General features: G+C 68.7%; 16 protein-coding genes. 15 read left to right on the top strand and 1 reads right to left on the bottom strand.

The window, feature by feature from the left end:
• The first annotated feature begins 116 nt into the window (after window positions 1-116).
• The 12 genes from AC6HZP_RS08895 (at window position 117) to AC6HZP_RS08840 (ending at window position 12240) form a co-directional block, all read left to right on the top strand.
• On the top strand, window positions 117-1784 hold the full coding sequence (locus AC6HZP_RS08895) for an arylsulfatase (RefSeq protein ID WP_497526266.1): 1668 nt from the start codon (window positions 117-119) through the stop codon (window positions 1782-1784).
• Between the two features lie 58 nt (window positions 1785-1842).
• Complete coding sequence (locus tag AC6HZP_RS08890; protein WP_497526265.1) at window positions 1843-2808, top strand: formylglycine-generating enzyme family protein; 966 nt, start codon at window positions 1843-1845, stop codon at window positions 2806-2808.
• Between the two features lie 28 nt (window positions 2809-2836).
• Window positions 2837-3850 (top strand): HAD family hydrolase, encoded by a 1014-nt coding sequence (locus AC6HZP_RS08885; RefSeq protein ID WP_497526264.1) that lies wholly within the window; start codon window positions 2837-2839, stop codon window positions 3848-3850.
• A 423-nt stretch (window positions 3851-4273) separates the two neighbouring features.
• Window positions 4274-5245, top strand: a complete 972-nt coding sequence (locus AC6HZP_RS08880; RefSeq protein ID WP_497526263.1) for an AAA family ATPase — start codon at window positions 4274-4276, stop codon at window positions 5243-5245.
• A gap of 13 nt (window positions 5246-5258) precedes the next feature.
• Window positions 5259-6251 (top strand): DUF58 domain-containing protein, encoded by a 993-nt coding sequence (locus AC6HZP_RS08875; RefSeq protein WP_497526262.1) that lies wholly within the window; start codon window positions 5259-5261, stop codon window positions 6249-6251.
• Window positions 6248-6721: a DUF4381 domain-containing protein gene (locus tag AC6HZP_RS08870; protein WP_497526261.1), complete on the top strand. Its 474-nt coding sequence runs from the start codon at window positions 6248-6250 to the stop codon at window positions 6719-6721. Before AC6HZP_RS08875 ends, AC6HZP_RS08870 begins: the two co-directional genes overlap by 4 nt.
• Window positions 6722-6725: 4 nt before the next feature.
• Window positions 6726-7733 carry a VWA domain-containing protein gene (locus AC6HZP_RS08865; protein WP_497526260.1) on the top strand — a complete coding sequence of 336 codons (1008 nt, stop codon included), beginning with the start codon at window positions 6726-6728 and terminating at the stop codon, window positions 7731-7733.
• A complete protein-coding gene (locus AC6HZP_RS08860; protein WP_497526259.1) occupies window positions 7730-8647 on the top strand; it encodes a VWA domain-containing protein in 918 nt (305 codons plus the stop codon). The genes AC6HZP_RS08865 and AC6HZP_RS08860 overlap by 4 nt, the downstream gene beginning before the upstream one ends.
• Complete coding sequence (locus AC6HZP_RS08855; protein WP_497526258.1) at window positions 8644-9330, top strand: tetratricopeptide repeat protein; 687 nt, start codon at window positions 8644-8646, stop codon at window positions 9328-9330. Before AC6HZP_RS08860 ends, AC6HZP_RS08855 begins: the two co-directional genes overlap by 4 nt.
• Window positions 9327-10646: a hypothetical protein gene (locus AC6HZP_RS08850; protein ID WP_497526257.1), complete on the top strand. Its 1320-nt coding sequence runs from the start codon at window positions 9327-9329 to the stop codon at window positions 10644-10646. Before AC6HZP_RS08855 ends, AC6HZP_RS08850 begins: the two co-directional genes overlap by 4 nt.
• A gap of 760 nt (window positions 10647-11406) precedes the next feature.
• A complete protein-coding gene (locus tag AC6HZP_RS08845) occupies window positions 11407-11844 on the top strand; it encodes a YqaA family protein (protein ID WP_497526256.1) in 438 nt (145 codons plus the stop codon).
• Window positions 11845-11979: 135 nt separating this feature from the next.
• Window positions 11980-12240, top strand: coding sequence for a hypothetical protein (locus AC6HZP_RS08840; RefSeq protein ID WP_201403198.1), 261 nt, complete (start codon window positions 11980-11982; stop codon window positions 12238-12240).
• Window positions 12241-12334: 94 nt separating this feature from the next.
• Here AC6HZP_RS08840 and AC6HZP_RS08835 read toward each other — a convergent pair whose 3' ends face one another.
• Window positions 12335-13486, bottom strand: coding sequence for an MFS transporter (locus tag AC6HZP_RS08835; RefSeq protein ID WP_497526255.1), 1152 nt, complete (start codon window positions 13484-13486; stop codon window positions 12335-12337).
• Between the two features lie 271 nt (window positions 13487-13757).
• Here AC6HZP_RS08835 and AC6HZP_RS08830 point away from each other — a divergent pair, with 271 nt between their 5' ends.
• The 3 genes from AC6HZP_RS08830 to AC6HZP_RS08820 all read left to right on the top strand — a co-directional run bounded on the left by AC6HZP_RS08830 (window position 13758) and on the right by AC6HZP_RS08820 (window position 15486).
• Window positions 13758-14111 (top strand): hypothetical protein, encoded by a 354-nt coding sequence (locus tag AC6HZP_RS08830; protein ID WP_497526254.1) that lies wholly within the window; start codon window positions 13758-13760, stop codon window positions 14109-14111.
• Window positions 14112-14251: 140 nt separating this feature from the next.
• Window positions 14252-14812, top strand: a complete 561-nt coding sequence (locus AC6HZP_RS08825; protein WP_497526253.1) for a sigma-70 family RNA polymerase sigma factor — start codon at window positions 14252-14254, stop codon at window positions 14810-14812.
• A complete protein-coding gene (locus AC6HZP_RS08820) occupies window positions 14809-15486 on the top strand; it encodes an anti-sigma factor family protein (RefSeq protein WP_497526252.1) in 678 nt (225 codons plus the stop codon). Before AC6HZP_RS08825 ends, AC6HZP_RS08820 begins: the two co-directional genes overlap by 4 nt.
• Window positions 15487-15506 lie beyond the last annotated feature (20 nt).

Below are 15506 nucleotides of genomic sequence, written 5' to 3'. Positions count from 1 at the left end.
CTCGCCCGTCTCCCTTCGGGAAGCATCGTTTCAGACAGCCAAGGCATCTCTATCGCAACGGACAGCATCGCAATCCAACGGACATTTTGAACCCTTTTGTCTTTGTGGAGAATGGCATGACAGACCGGCAGGAAGAGACTGGGCATTCGACCGAGAGCGTCAGCCGGCGCTCGCTTCTCAAGGGAACGACCGCGCTGATCGCGACGTCGGCGCTGGCCGCCGGCGCCGCGTCGGCGGCGCGACCGGTTTCCGCGCTGGCGCAGGACGCGGCGAAGACGCCGGCCGCGTCGGGCAAGACGCCGAACATCCTCGTCATCTTCGGCGACGACATCGGCATCCCGCAGATCAGCGCCTACACGATGGGGCTGATGGGCTACCGCACGCCCAACATCGACCGGATCGCCAGCGAAGGCGCGATCTTCACCGATTCCTACGGTCAGCAGAGCTGCACCGCCGGCCGCGCCTCCTTCATTCTCGGTCAGGAACCCTTCCGCACCGGCCTCCTGACGATCGGCATGCCGGGCGACCCGCACGGCATCCAGGACTGGATGCCGACGATCGCCGACGTGCTGAAGACCAAGGGCTATGCCACCGGCCAGTTCGGCAAGAACCATCTCGGCGACCAGGACCAGCACCTGCCGACCAATCACGGCTTCGACGAGTTCTTCGGCAATCTCTACCACCTGAACGCCGAGGAGGAACCGGAGGGCTATTTCTACCCGAAGGACCCGGAATTCCGGAAGAAATACGGCCCGCGCGGCGTCATCCACTCCTTCGCCGACGGCAAGATCGAGGACACCGGCCCGCTCAATACCAAGCGGATGGAGACCATCGACGAGGAGTTCCTGGCCGCCGCCAAGGACTTCATCGACCGTCAGCACAAGGCCGACAAGCCGTTCTTCGTGTGGTTCAACTCGACCCGCATGCACATCTTCACCCACCTGAAGCCGGAATCGAACGGCAAGACGGGCAAGGGCCTGCATGCCGACGGCATGGCGGAGCATGACGGCCATGTCGGCCAGCTTCTGCAGCAGCTCGACGATCTCGGCATCACCGAAGACACCATCGTGCTCTACACCACCGACAACGGCGCCGAGATCGCGCTCTGGCCGGATGGCGCCATGACGATGTTCCACGGCGAGAAGGGCACCACCTGGGAAGGCGGCTTCCGCATCCCGATGATGGTGCGCTGGCCGGGCGTCGTGAAGCCCGGCACCCAGATCAACGACCCCGTGACGCTGATCGACTGGCTGCCGACCTTCGCCACCGCCGCCGGCATTCCCGACGTCAAGGAGCAGATGAAGAAGGGCTTCGCCGCCGGATCCAAGACCTTCAAGGTGCATCTCGACGGCTATGACCTCAGCGATCTGCTGAAGGGCGGTGCGAAGGACCCGCCGCGCGACGTGGTCTACTATTTCGACCAGGGCGGCAACCTGAACGCCATCCGCTGGAACGACTGGAAGCTCTCCTTCGCCATCGCCAGCGAGGGCAATATCGCGACGGCGACGCGCGAGGTACCCAACTGGGCCCTGATCACCAATCTCCGGATGGATCCCTACGAGCGCGGCTTGCACGAGGGCGGCGGCGCCACCGAATTCCTGGCGCGCAACATGTGGCTGCTGGTGCCGATCCAGGGGAAGATCAAGGAATTCTTCGCCGACTTCAGCGAGTTCCCCTACCAGGAGGGCAGCACGCTGAACGCGAGCGGGATCAACTACGGCCTGCTGCGCCAGCAGGCCGCGCTGCAGCGCCTGAAGCAGCTGGAGTCGCTGGCGCCGCAATAAACACGAAGATAGCGGTCTCCCGGCCCCCGGGAGACCGCAACACGCGAAGGACGCTGCCATGTCAGCCGAGACGAAAGCGCAAGAACGGCCCGCTGCCGATACGATGGTCTGGATTCCCGGCGGCACGTTCCGCATGGGCTCCGACGAGCATTATCCGGAGGAGAAGCCGAGCCACCGCGTCACGGTCGACGGATACTTCATCGATCCGACGCCGGTGACCAATGCCGAGTTCCGCCGCTTCGTCGAGGCGACCGGCCATGTCACCTTCGCCGAAATAGCGCCCGACCCGAAGGATTACCCGAACGCCCTGCCCCACATGCTGAAGGCGGGGTCGCTGGTCTTCACGCCGCCCGACTATCCGGTCGACACGCGCGACTGGTCGCAATGGTGGGCGTTCCGCTTTCGCGCCAACTGGCGCCGGCCCTATGGCCCCGGCAGCTCGATCAAGGGCCTCGACGACCATCCGGTCGTACATGTCGCCTATAGCGACGCCGAAGCCTATGCGAAGTGGGTCGGCAAGGAACTGCCGACCGAGGCGGAATGGGAGTTCGCCGCGCGCGGCGGCCTCGACGGCGCCGAATTCGCCTGGGGGGACGAGCTCAATCCGGACGGCCGCGAGATGGCCAATACCTGGCAGGGTCTTTTTCCGGCGCAGAATCTGAAGACCGACGGTTATGAGCGCACCTCGCCGGTCGGCTCGTTCCCGCCGAACGGCTACGGCCTCTACGACATGATCGGCAATGTCTGGGAATGGACCTCGGATTTCTGGTCGACGCGCCACCCGGCCGATGCGCCGAAGGCGTGCTGCGTGCCGGAGAACCCGCGCGGCGGCCCGATGGAAGCGAGCTTCGACCCGCGCCAGCCGGAGGTCCGCATCCCGCGCAAGGTGCTGAAGGGCGGCTCGCATCTCTGCGCGCCGAACTATTGCCGGCGCTACCGCCCGGCCGCCCGCCACGCCGAGCCGATCGATACCTCGACCAGCCATGTCGGGTTCCGCTGCGTCCGTCGCACGCGGCCCGGCTAGGCGCTCCCAACAGAAGCGGAGGACAAGGATGAGTGCATTTGCCCGCCTGACACGACGCACCCTGCTTCAGCTCGGCCTCGCCGGGACGCTGGCCCTCTCGGTCGCGCTGCCCGTGGCGGCGCTTGCCGATCCGCTGCCGTCCTGGAACGACGGCGCCGCCAAGACCGCGATCGTCGACTTCGTGACCCGGACGACGACGCCCGGCCCCGACTTCGTCGCGGTCGGCGACCGCATCGCCACCTTCGACAATGACGGCACGCTCTGGTCGGAGCAGCCGGTCTATTTCCAGGGCATCTTCGTGCTCGATCGCATCAAGGCGATGGCGAAGGACCATCCGGAATGGAAGGACAAGGAGCCGTTCAAGTCGGTTCTGGAGGGCGACCTGAAGGCCGTGATGGCCTCCGGCGAAAAGGGCATCGGCGAACTGGTCGCCGCGAGCTCCACCGGCATGTCGGTCGAGGACTTCAACGCCGAGGTGGTCGCATGGACCAAGACGGCGCGCGAGCCCCGCTTCGATAAGCCCTATACCGAGCTCGTCTTCCAGCCGATGCTGGAGCTTCTCGCCTATCTGCGCGCCAACGGCTACCAGACCTTCATCGTCTCCGGCGGCGGCGTCGAGTTCATGCGCGCCTTTGCCGAGGGCGTCTACGGCATCCCGCCGCAGCAGGTCGTCGGCTCCTCCGGCAAGACCGAGTTCAAGTTGAACGGCGACAAGCCCGAGATCCTCAAGCTGCCGGCGATCGAATTCATCGACGACGGCCCCGGCAAGCCGGTCGGCATCAATCGGTTCATCGGCAAGCGCCCCGTCTTCGCCGCCGGCAATTCCGACGGCGATCTCGAGATGCTGCAATGGACGACTCTCAACCCCGGCCCGCGCTTCGCGATGATCGTCCACCACACCGACGCCAAGCGCGAATGGGCCTATGACCGGGATTCGCATATCGGTCACCTCGCCAAGGCGCTCGACGAAGCCCCGAAGCGCGGCTGGACGGTGGTCAGCATGAAGGATGACTGGAAGGTCATCTACCCGTTCGAGAAGTGAGCCGGAGCAGCCCGTGGCGATATTGGAACCTCAGCGCGCTTCTTCGCCGTTCCCGGAGAAGCGCGTCTCCCTCTCCCCACCAAACTCGACCATCATCCTGAGGTATCAGGCGAAGCCGGCCTCGAAGGAGGGTCCAGGAAACGCCGGATGTCGCCATGCAGTCCATGGCCCATGCGCAGGGCACCGTCGCCCCGGCGAAGGCCGGGGCCCATGAACACCGGCCAAGAAAGCTTGGCTCAGCCGACTAGCCACGGGCCAGTGTGTATGGATCCCGGCCTTCGCCGGGATGACGACGGAGGGTGTACCAACTCGGATCAAGCAGGAAGATCGGCCTGAAAGCTGCCACCCCTCTCCACCCCCCGCCCGCCTTTCCCTTCAAGAGCGCCAAAAAACCCACCTCCAGCCAGACGGATCCCGCTCCCGATGACAGCCCGCGACTCCATCCTCGAAATCGAAAAGCGCGTGAACGCCGCCGTCATTGGCCAGGAGCGCGTGGTCGAGCGGCTCGTCATCGCGCTGCTCGCCAATGGCAACGTGCTGGTCGAGGGCCTGCCCGGCCTCGCCAAGACCCGCGCCATCAAGAGCCTGTCGAAAGCGCTGGAATCGGAATTCAGCCGCATCCAGTTCACGCCGGACCTGCTGCCCTCCGACGTCACCGGCGGCGAGATCTACCGTACCGATGCCGGCGGCGCCGGCTCGTTCGAGTTCCGCAAGGGGCCGATCTTCGGCAACCTCGTGCTGGCCGACGAGATCAACCGCGCCCCCGCCAAGGTGCAGTCGGCGCTGCTTGAGGCGATGGAGGAGCGTCAGGTCACCGTCTCCGGCAAGCGCTACACGCTGCCGGATCTCTTCATGGTGCTGGCGACGCAGAACCCGATCGAGCAGGAGGGCACCTATCCGCTGCCCGAGGCGCAGATGGACCGCTTCCTGATGCATGTCCGGATCGACTATCCGAGCGACGGCGACGAGGTGAAGGTGCTGCAGCTGGTGCGCGCCGAGACCGCCGGCACCGCTGCGGCTGATCCGGAAAAGATCCCGCAGCAGGTAATCTTCGATGCCCGCAAGGAGATCGACGCGGTCAAGTCCGCCGGTGCGGTCGAGAGCTACATCGTCGCGCTGATCGCCGCGAGCCGGCGCCCGGCCGAGTTCGGCGACAAGCTCAAGGACTGGATCGCCATCGGCGCCAGCCCGCGCGGCTCGCTTGCGCTCGACAAGTCCTCGCGCGTCTTCGCCTGGCTGCAGGGCCGCGACTATGTCACGCCGGAAGACGTCCAGGCGGTCGCGCATGACTGCCTGCGCCATCGCCTGTCGCTGACCTATGAGGCGAGCGCCGACGGGCTGCATGCCGACGATGTCATCGACGAGATCGTCAAGCAGGTCGCCGTGGCAGTTTGATCGGGAGGCGACGATGGCGGCACCCACGCTTGTGGCCAACAAGACCTCGGGATCAGCGCGAGCCTATGTCACGCTCGACGAACTGCTGCGGCTGCGCCATAGCGCCAAGGGCTTCAGCTTCCTGCCGCGCCAGCCGGTGCACAGCCTTCTGACCGGGCGGCACGCGTCGCGGCTGCGCGGGCGCGGCCTCGATTTCGAGGAATTGCGCCACTACTACGAGGGCGACGATACCCGCACGATCGACTGGGCCGCGACCGCCCGCCTCGGCAGCCCGCATGTCCGCGTCTTCACCGAGGAGCGCGACCGCAGCGTCCTGCTTCTCGTCGACCAGCGCCTGTCGATGTTCTTCGGCAGCCGGCTGATGATGAAATCGGTCGCCGCCGCCGAGGCCGCCGCGCTCTCGGCCTGGCGCGTCACCTCGCTCGGCGACCGGATCGGCGCCATCGTCTTTTCCGAGGACCGGATCACCGAGCTCCAGCCGGAAGCGCGCGAAAAGGGCGTGCTGCCGATCCTGCACGAGGTGGCGCGGCAGAATGCGGCGCTCAAGGCCACGGACGAGCGCGCCGCCGATCCCGGCCTGTTCAACGAGGCCCTGCGGCGCGCCGCCCGCCTCGTCCATCACGATGGCCTCGTCTGCCTGATCTCCGACGCCTATGGCGCGGACGCCGAGACGGTGAAGCTGGTGACCAAGATCACCGCCCATAACGACGTGCTGTCGATCTTCATTTCCGATCCGATCGAGGCGGAGCTGCCTTCGCTCGGCCGCGTCATCGTCGGCGAAGGCGCCGACCAGATCGAGGTCGACAGCGGCTCGACGGCTTTGCGCGGCGGCTTCGCCCAGACCTTCGCCGAGCGACGCGACAGCCTGCAGCGCTTTTCGCGGCGGCGGACCATTCCCGTGCTGCCGATCGAAACCGGGCGGGATGTCTCGGCCCAGCTGCGCGACCTTCTCGGCCAGCGGCTGGCGCATACGCGCAATGGCGCCGGGGCGCGGGCGGCGTCATGAACAACGATCCCTCCGATCTCTCCAATCTGCGTGACATCGTCCTGCCGCCGCCGGTTTCCTACTGGCCGCCGGCACCCGGCTGGTGGATTCTTGCCGCGATGCTTGCAGCCCTGCTGGCGCTGTTTTTCGCACGGCAGCTCATTCGCCATCGGCATGACGCCTATCGCCGCGCAGCGCTCCGGGAGATCGCCGCCCTGCCCGCGCCGCTCGATGCCGAGGGCGCCGCGAGGCTTTCGGCGATCCTGAAGCGCGCCGCGCTGGTCGCCTTCCCGCGTGCCGAGGTCGCCCGGCTGACTGGCGCCGCCTGGCTGCGCTTCCTCGACACGACCGGGCGGATGCAGGCGTTTGAAACCGGCCCGGCCGCGCCCTTGCCGGCGATCGCGCTCGGTGCGCCGCCGCCCGCCGACGATCGCGCCATCCGGAACGCCGCGCGCGACTGGCTGCGCCGGCATCGCGCGGCGGGGTGGTAGCGCCATGCCGAGCTTCGCCTACCCTTGGCTCGCTCTACTGCTGCCGCTGCCGCTCGTCGTCTATTTCCTACTGCCGCGCCATCGCGAGCGGCGGCCCGCGCTGCGCGTGCCGTTCTTCGCCCGGCTGGTGACGCTGACCGGCGCCAGGCCGGAGGGCGGCGCCGTCGTCGGCCATCGCGGCCTCGTCCGCAGCCTGCTGCTCGCGCTCTGCTGGCTCCTCGCCGTCCTGGCGCTGATGCGGCCGCAATGGATCGAGCCGCCGCTGCATTTCGACAAGCCGGCGCGCGATCTGCTGCTGCTCGTCGATCTCTCCGGCTCGATGGACACCAAGGATTTCACCGATGCGAGCGGCGCCACCGTCAACCGGCTGACCGCCGTCAAGGGCGTGCTGACCGACTTCCTGAAGCGGCGCGAGGGCGACCGGGTCGGCATCGTCGTGTTCGGCGACGCGCCGTTCACGCTGGCGCCCTTCACCACCGATCTGGCCTTGTCCGAGCGGCTGGTGAACGAGATGCAGGTCGGCATGGCCGGGCCGCGCACCGCCTTCGGCGACGCCATCGGCCTCGGCATCAACATGTTCGCCAAGTCGACCGTGCCGGCCAAGACGATGATCGCACTGACCGACGGCAACGACACGGCGAGCCAGATCCCGCCGGATCAGGCGGCGCGGATCGCCAAGGACAACGGCATCGTCATCCACACCGTCGCGGTCGGTGACCCCGCCGCGGCCGGCGAGGACAAGCTCGACGAGGCGGCGCTGCAGGACGTCGCGACCACGACGGGCGGCGGCTATTACCGCGCCATGGACCGCGAGCAGCTCGCGACCATCTACGACAAGCTCGACCAGATCGAGACGCGCAAGGTCGACACCGTCACCTTCCGCCCGAAGACCGAGCTCTACTGGATCCCGCTCGGCGCGCTGGTGATCGTCTCCATGCTCGGCCAGGCGCTGCTGCTGGTGCGCTGGCCGCATCGCCGCCCGGCGGGAGAAGCCAAGGTGGAGGCGGCATGAGCACGTTCCTCGCCGCCTTCCATTTCATTCGGCCCTGGTGGCTGCTGCTGCTCCTGCCGGCCTTCCTGCTCTGGTGGGCGGAGCGGCGCTCGGCCGACAGCACCAACCGCTGGCAGAAGGTGATCGATCCCGAGCTCCTGAAGCATCTCGTCACCGGCGGCGAGCCGCGCCGCCGCATCCGCCCCGGCGACGTCGCGCTTTTTGGCTGGATCCTCGGGACGATCGCGCTCGCCGGCCCGACCTGGCGCGAGGTGCCCTCGCCGTTTGCCGCCGCCGCGCGCCCGGCGATGATCCTCCTCAAGGTGACGCCGTCCATGCTGACGACCGACCTCGCCCCGACGCGGCTCGACCGCGCCCGCCAGAAGCTCGACGACCTCTTGAAGAGCCGCGCCGGCGCGCCGACCGGCCTCGTCGCCTATGCCGGCTCCGCCCATCTGGTGCTGCCGCCGACCGTCGATGGCGACGTCGTGCTGACCATGGCGAAAGCCCTGTCGCCCGAGATCATGCCGCGCGAGGGCGACGCGCTCGGAGACGCCATTGGGCTCGCCGCCGCGGTGCTTTCGGACGGGAAGCTCGGCGGCTCGATCCTGGTGCTCGCCGATACGGCCACGCCCGATGAAGCCGCGACGCTGACAAAACCCGCTGTGCCGGTGACCATCCTCGGCCTGACGCCGGCTGACGTCGCCGCCGATGCCGGCCTCGCCGACGCGGCGAAGGCGCTCGGCGCGACGCTGATCCCGACCAGCGTCGACGATTCTGACATCGAGACGATGACCCGCCGCCTCGCCGCCGGCGCCGCGCCCACCCTCGGCCAGGGCGAGGGCGAGCGCTGGGAGGAAGCCGGCTACTGGCTGATGCCGCTGATCGCGCTCATCGCGCTCCTCTGGTTCCGACGCGGCTGGGTGCTGGCATGACGACGTCGCCGCCCCGGATCGGCCGAAAGGCGCTTGTTGTCCTCGGCGCCACCCTCGCGGCGCTGGCACTCGGCGCTGTGAAGCTCGGCTGGAGCGACCTCTGGGCCTCGCCCGACCAGCGCGGCCGCTACCTCTTCGAGCGGGGCCGTTATGCCGAGGCGGCGGAAAGATTTCGCGACCCCGTCTGGCGCGGCGCGGCTCTGATGCGGGCCGGCGACTTCAAGGCGGCGGCCGAGGCCTTCAGCCGCCGCGACAGCGCCGAAAGCGCCTATGACCAGGGCAACGCGCTGGTCATGCTCGGCCAGTACGAGGCGGCGGTCGGCCGCTATGACCGCGCGCTGGAATTGAAGCCCGGCTGGGACGACGCGACGGCGAATCGCAAGCTGGCGCAGATCCGCGCCGACAAGATGAAGGCGCCAGGCGGCGATCTCGGCGACCAGGAGGAAGGTGCTGACGAGATCGTCTACGACAAGGACGCCAAGAACCCGGAAGGCCAGGACACCGAGGTCGACGACAAGCCGATGAGCGACGAGCAGGTGCGCGCGCTCTGGCTGAAGCGGGTGCAGACCAAGCCGGCCGATTTCCTACGCGCCCGCTTCGCCTATCAGCTGCAGGCGGCGCCGCAGCAGCAGCAGACGGACGCCCAGCCAGCGCCGCCGCCAGCGGCTGGAGCGCAACCATGAGACGCGCCCTCCTCGCCATCGCCCTGCTTCTCGCCGCTGCCCCCGCCCTCGCGCAGGAGACGCCGCCCGCCGCGACATCCGCGACGACGGCCCCCGCCGCCGCGCCGATCGTCCGCGCGACCCTCGATCCGAAGGAAGGCGCCGTTATCGGCCAGCACATCGCGCTCTATGTCGACGTGCTCTTTCCCGGCGACATGCCGCATCCGCCCCGCGTCGCCATTCCCGACATGCCGGGCGCGCAGGTGATGCGCTTCGAGACGCAGGCGACGACGCTCCGCGACACGGTCGACGGCGCCGACGTCGTCGGCCAGCGCTTCGAGTTCGCCGTGTTCCCGCGCCGGAGCGGCCCGCTGAAGATCCCGCCCGCCACCATCACCCTGCTCGACCGCGCCGGCGGGGTCACCGGCACAATCGCCGGCCCGCCGGCCGAGGCGACGATCGTCGCGCCAAAGGGCATCGACGCCAATTCGCTGGTGATCGCGACGGAGAAGCTGACGCTCGAACAGAGCTGGAAGCCCGATCCGACCGGCGCCTTCCATGCCGGCGACGCGCTTGTCCGCACGATCACGCGCACCGCGACCGACATCCCGGCGCTCGCTATGCGCGACCTCGCCTTCCCGGCGCCGGACGGCGTCCGCGTCTATGTCGACGCGCCCCTGAGCCAGGACCAGAGCGAGCGCGGCACGATCGCCGGCAAGCGCGTCGACAAGGCGACCTATGTGTTCGAGAAGGCCGGTTCGTTCGCGCTGCCGGCCGTGACGCAGCCCTGGTGGAACCTCGCCGACAAGGAAGTTGAAAACGCCGCCGGCGCCGCCGCGACGGTCACGGTCCGGCCGGGCCCGGCGCCGGCCGCCACGCCGGGCGCGCCGGCCGCCGCGAAACCGGTCCGCCCGGCGGTCTGGGCGACGCTCGCGGCAATCGCGATCCTCGCCGTGCTGGCGCTGGCGACGCTCTGGCGAAAAGGGCGCGCCCACGCCGCCCGCCGCCGCGCCGAATGGGCCGTGTCCGAACCGGCGGCATTCAAAGCGCTCACCCGCGCCTGCGGCAGCGGCGACGCGGCGGCGATCTACGCGGCGCTCACGACCTGGCGCGCCCGCCTGCCGGCCACCTGGCCGCCACCGCCCGATGCAAGCGTGCTCGAGGCGGCGCTGTTCGCCGACGAATCCGCCAGGCGGTCCGCCTGGTCGAGGGCGATGGCGCACGAGCTCCTGTCAAAGCTCCGCCGCTACCGCCGCGCTGCCCTCACGACACCACCGGAGCGCGCGGCCCCGCCGCTCCCGCCGCTAAACCCGGCGGCGCGCGTCAACTCGCGTTGAGTGTACCCTCGCCGTCATCCCGGACGCAGCGGAGCGGAGATCCGGGATCCATTCAGCCGGGAAATCGGGAGTCCGGCGGATGGATGGATCCCTGCTTTCGCAGGGATGACGGTGGAGGGTGGGGATGCGAGAGCGCCTTCCTGGAGAGGCGGCGGCAACGTCGTCGAAGCACCGCACATCCCCACCCTCGCCGTCATCCCGGACGCAGCGAAGCGGAGATCCGGGATCCATTCAGCCGTGATATCGGGGAGCCCGGCGGATGCATGGATCCCTGCTTTCGCAGGGATGACGGTGGAGGGTGGGGATGCGGCCGGAGACGACGAAGGACGAGGTGCAGCCGGATGCCGAGGCCCAGGGCCGGACGACAACGGCTCCGCGACGGCTCCATCGCGGCCGATTCTTCGCCCTGACGGCAATCCCGAAATTCCGCCATCATCCTGAGGTGCCCGGCGCAGCCGGGCCTCGAAGGAGGGTCCAGGAAACGCCGCCAGATTGGATCACCGGGCGGATTTCGCCTGACTTCCGGACGTTGTGGGCATACTGGAGCCTCCTTCGAGGCTTCGCTCGCGCGAAGCACCTCAGGATGATGGCGGAGCCGGTTGGTCGGTAGTTGGAGAAAGAGCCAACCACCCTCCCGGTTGCCACCACCCCGGCAGCCCCCTATGCAGGGTCCCAATCACGAACCACCTTCCAGCCGAGAGCCTGCCCGTTTGCCCTGCCGACGACCTGCCCGACCCGCCCGCCCGGGCCGCGCCACCCGATGACCGGGCTTGCCGCCTATACCGGGCTGTTCCTGGCCGCACTCGCCGCCGCGACCATCCTGCCGATGCAGTCGGAGGCCGTGCTGGTCGGGTTGCTGCTCGCCGATTATTCGCCGTGGATGCTGCTCGCCGTGGCGAGCTTCGGCAATGTTCTCGGCTCGCTGATCAACTGGTTCCTCGGCCGCGGCGTCGCGCGCTATCGCGACCGGCGCTGGTTTCCCGTCAGTCCCGAGCGGCTGGCGCAGGCGGAAAACTGGTATCGGCGCTACGGAAAATGGTCGCTGCTTTTGAGCTGGGCGCCCGTCATCGGCGATCCGCTCACCGTCGTCGCCGGCGTCCTGCGCGAGCCGCTGCCGATGTTTCTCGTCCTCGTCACCATCGCCAAGGTCGGCCGCTATCTGGTACTCGCGGCGATCACGCTGAGCTGGATGGGCTGAGTTCGCTCGCGATCCTCTCACGCGCTTGTGTTGGCAGATCAACTCCGGCGCGGTCGCGCGTGCCGTTGGGGAAGGTCATATTGCCCTGCATCCAAACGCGGGCTGGCGCGTTGGGGGTGCGGGAGGAATGCGACAATGACCATGCAATCTGCGGAAGTCAGCCGGGCTTCATTCGGATATCTGCCGGAAGGCGTGATGACCACGATCGGCGACGGCACGTCGACCCTGACCGCGCTCCGGCAATGGCGCGGGTTCACCTGCAGCGAACTGAGCGACCGCTCCGGTGTCGACCTGATCATCATCATGCTGGCCGAGCGCGGCAGCGACCTGCTGCCGGAAGAACGCGCCGCCATCGCCGAGATCCTGTCGGTCGATCCGGATCTCCTGGGGGTTTGAACCCTGCGTCCTGGCCAGAGCGACACGCGCAAACGAGAGCGCGCGAGCCGTCGGCATGAACACTTTCCAATAGGGCTTTCCCGAGCCCTCTTCCTCAGAGGCGCAGCCAGCGGCTGCTGACGGCGACGCCGACCAAAAGCGCCGCGATGATCAGGAACGAGGCCGACAGGCTCGACGCATGGGCGACGAAGCCGATCGCCGCCGGGCCGGCCAGGATGCCGGCATAGCCGAGCGTGGTGACGGCGGGGATGGCGATGTGCTCGGGCATCGTGTTCTGGCGGCCGACGGCGCTATAGAGCACCGGCACGACATTGGAACAGCCGGCGCCGACCAGCGCATAGCCGAGCAATCCCGCTTCCCAGACCGGAACCAGCGTCGCCAGCACCAGGCCGGTGGCGGCGCAGAGCCCGCCGAAGACGAGGACGTTGCGCTGGCCGGCGCGGCGCACGATCCAGTCGCCGGTCAGCCGGCCGATCGTCATGGTAATGGCGAAGGCCGTGTAGCCGAGCCCGGCATGGGTCGGGTCGATGTTGCGCACCTGGGTCAGGAAGACGGCGCTCCAGTCGAGCACGGCGCCCTCCGTCAGGAAGACGATGAAGCACAGCACGCCGATAAACAGCACGACGCCATGCGGCACGGCGAAGGCGGGGCCGCCGGCGCTGCTGCCATAGCGAAGCAGGTTCGGCGCGGCAGCGACGATCGCGACGAGCACGAGGGCTACGACGAGCAGCGCGGCGACGAAGGGCGACGCCCCCATCGCCAGCGCCAGGCTGACGCCGCCGGCGCCGACGATGCCGCCGACGCTGAACAGGCCATGGAAGCCCGACATCATGGTGCGCCCGCTGGCGCGCTCGACGATCACCGCCTGGATGTTGACGACGCAATCGACCAGCCCGACGCCGGCGCCGAAGAGGAGCAGCGCCGGCACCAGCGCGGCGAAGCTCGACAGGGTCGCGAGCAACGGCAGAGCGAGCGCGAGCATCAGCACGCCGGCGATGATGATCCGCCGGCAGCCGAAGCGCGCCGCGAGCGCACCGGAAAGCGGCATCGAGACGATCGATCCGGCGCCGAGGCAGAGCAGCAGCAGGCCGAGCGCGCCATCATCCAGCCCGGCCCGCGCCTTGGCGAAGGGCACCAGCGGCGCCCAGGCCGCCATGCCGAAGCCGGCGATGAAGAAGGCGATGCGGGTCGAGAGCTGTTCGGGCGCGCCGGGAACGCTGGTCGCCGCCAAGTCGGAAGATGCCATCGGGAAAAAACCTGTCGTAGCTCGGTCAGCGGTCTCGGCAGGCCGCGCGAGGACCGAATCCGCGCGGAACATGAATTTCCGATCACGGAAGATGTAGGCGCCGGGGTCAAGTCCCGCGCGGCGTTTCGAGGGTCGGAAATCCCCTCCTTCGGCCGGATTCGAGAATCTTCAAAAAATCGTCTGTTGCCATGAACCTTTTCCGGCGTCGCGACGACCAATGGTCATCGGGACCGCAAAGGGCGGCTCCCGGAGATCCAGAGGGAGATCCAAGATGACCATTCTCAACACGATCCGCACCACCGCCACCGTCGCCGCGCTGGCGATCGCCACCATCGCCACCGCCTCGCTCGTCACCGCGAGCAGTGCCCAGGCCGGCCCGGGCTTCGGCGGCCCCGGCGGCTTCAGCGGCGGACACGGCGGTGGCTATGGCGGCGGTCACGGTGGACATGGTGGCCATGGCGGTCACGGTGGCTGGGGCGGCCGCGGCTGGGGTGGCTGGAACGGCGGCATCTATATCGGCATCCCGGTCTATGCCGGCGCTTCGCAGGATTGCTACCGGGTCCGCCAGAAGGTCTATGTCCCCGGCGTCGGCCGGGTCTGGAAGCGGGTCGTCGTCTGCGATTGATCCGGAATGGCAGATGGCCCAGCAAGCGGGCGGCGGCGGACAGGGTTCCGCAGGCCGCCCGGCCCGCGCGGAGCGGAGTTGACCGCCGGCCCCGGAGCCGCCACGCTCTTCGTCAGGATGCGGGAAGGACGGGGCCTCCCATGCTGGACACCAGGGACGATCAGCTGCTCGCACGGATCGCCGGGGGCGACCAGGCCGCGATGCGGTCGCTCTTCGCCGCCCAGCATCTCCGCGTCCATCGCTATGTGCTGCGGCTGGTGCGGCGCGAGGACGTCGCGGAGGATGTCGTCACCGAGGTCTTTCTCGATGTCTGGCGCCAGGCGGCCCGCTTCGAGGGGCGTTCGAGCGTCACCACCTGGCTGCTGTCGATCGCCCGCTTCAAGGCCTATTCGGCGCTCCGCCGCCGCACCGAGGCGCCGCTCGACGAGGAATTCGCCGAGACGATCGAGGATCTCGACGATACGCCCGAAGTGACGCTGCAGAAGTCGGACAAGGCCGGCGTGCTGCGCGCCTGCATCGACCGGCTGTCGCCGGAGCACCGCGAGGCGATCGACCTGGTCTACTACCAGGAGCAGTCGATCGAGGATGTCAGCCGCATCGTCGGCATATCGGAGAACACGGTGAAGACCCGCGTGTTCCACGCCCGCAAGCGGCTGTCGGAACTCTGCCGGGAAGCCGGACTGGATAGAGGTTGGCCATGACCCGCGACGAGATGGACGAACCCGGTGGGATCGAGGCGCTGCTGCCCTGGTACGCGGCCGGCACCCTTTCCGCCGAGGAGACCCGCGCGGTCGAGGCGGCGCTGGCATCCGACCCGCTGCTCCGCGCCCAGCTCGACCGCATCGAGGAAGAGCGCGCGGCGACGATCGCCGGCGCCGAGGCGATGCCCCTGCCCTCGTCGCGGATGGCCGACCGGCTGTTCGCCGAGATCGGGAAATCGGCCCCCGCCCGACAGCCGAGCTGGAGCGAGCGCGTCTTCGGTCCGGTCGGCGAATGGCTCGCCGCGCTGACGGGTCCGCAGCTCGGAATGGGCGCTGCCGCGGCTGCGCTGGTGCTGCTCGTCGTCGGCGGCCTCGTCGGCAACGCCATCGCGCCCCGGGGGGTAACGGGGAGTTACCAGACCGCCTCCGGCGAACGGGCTGTTAACCCCTCAGGCGCGTACCTGCTCGTCGCCTTCGAGCCGGCCGCGAAGGCCGAGGACATCGAGAGGCTGATCACCTCGCTCAACGCCACTATCGTCGACGGCCCCCGCGCCGGCGGACTGTTCCGGCTCCGGATCGGCGAGGAAAGCCTGAGCCCGGAAGAACGCCGGATCGTGCAGGAGACGCTCGCCAACGCCAGGGGCGTGGTGAAGCTGGTCATAGCGGCCCCCTGACGACCGGTTCACACTGGGTT

The sequence above is a fragment of the Kaistia sp. SLG-1 genome (genome assembly GCF_059699055.1).
The sequence above is the reverse complement of the archived record's forward strand: the minus strand, read 5'-3'. Positions and strand labels throughout refer to the sequence as shown.

Coding starts and splice junctions, on each gene's coding strand:
- AC6HZP_RS08880 (WP_497526263.1), top strand. CDS start 4,274: ATGACAGCCCGCGACTCCATCCTCGAAATCGAAAAGCGCGTGAACGCC.
- AC6HZP_RS08895 (WP_497526266.1), top strand. CDS start 117: ATGACAGACCGGCAGGAAGAGACTGGGCATTCGACCGAGAGCGTCAGC.
- AC6HZP_RS08840 (WP_201403198.1), top strand. CDS start 11,980: ATGACCATGCAATCTGCGGAAGTCAGCCGGGCTTCATTCGGATATCTG.
- AC6HZP_RS08855 (WP_497526258.1), top strand. CDS start 8,644: ATGACGACGTCGCCGCCCCGGATCGGCCGAAAGGCGCTTGTTGTCCTC.
- AC6HZP_RS08875 (WP_497526262.1), top strand. CDS start 5,259: ATGGCGGCACCCACGCTTGTGGCCAACAAGACCTCGGGATCAGCGCGA.
- AC6HZP_RS08820 (WP_497526252.1), top strand. CDS start 14,809: ATGACCCGCGACGAGATGGACGAACCCGGTGGGATCGAGGCGCTGCTG.
- AC6HZP_RS08850 (WP_497526257.1), top strand. CDS start 9,327: ATGAGACGCGCCCTCCTCGCCATCGCCCTGCTTCTCGCCGCTGCCCCC.
- AC6HZP_RS08885 (WP_497526264.1), top strand. CDS start 2,837: ATGAGTGCATTTGCCCGCCTGACACGACGCACCCTGCTTCAGCTCGGC.
- AC6HZP_RS08845 (WP_497526256.1), top strand. CDS start 11,407: ATGACCGGGCTTGCCGCCTATACCGGGCTGTTCCTGGCCGCACTCGCC.
- AC6HZP_RS08890 (WP_497526265.1), top strand. CDS start 1,843: ATGTCAGCCGAGACGAAAGCGCAAGAACGGCCCGCTGCCGATACGATG.
- AC6HZP_RS08830 (WP_497526254.1), top strand. CDS start 13,758: ATGACCATTCTCAACACGATCCGCACCACCGCCACCGTCGCCGCGCTG.
- AC6HZP_RS08835 (WP_497526255.1), bottom strand. CDS start 13,486: ATGGCATCTTCCGACTTGGCGGCGACCAGCGTTCCCGGCGCGCCCGAA.
- AC6HZP_RS08825 (WP_497526253.1), top strand. CDS start 14,252: ATGCTGGACACCAGGGACGATCAGCTGCTCGCACGGATCGCCGGGGGC.
- AC6HZP_RS08865 (WP_497526260.1), top strand. CDS start 6,726: ATGCCGAGCTTCGCCTACCCTTGGCTCGCTCTACTGCTGCCGCTGCCG.
- AC6HZP_RS08860 (WP_497526259.1), top strand. CDS start 7,730: ATGAGCACGTTCCTCGCCGCCTTCCATTTCATTCGGCCCTGGTGGCTG.
- AC6HZP_RS08870 (WP_497526261.1), top strand. CDS start 6,248: ATGAACAACGATCCCTCCGATCTCTCCAATCTGCGTGACATCGTCCTG.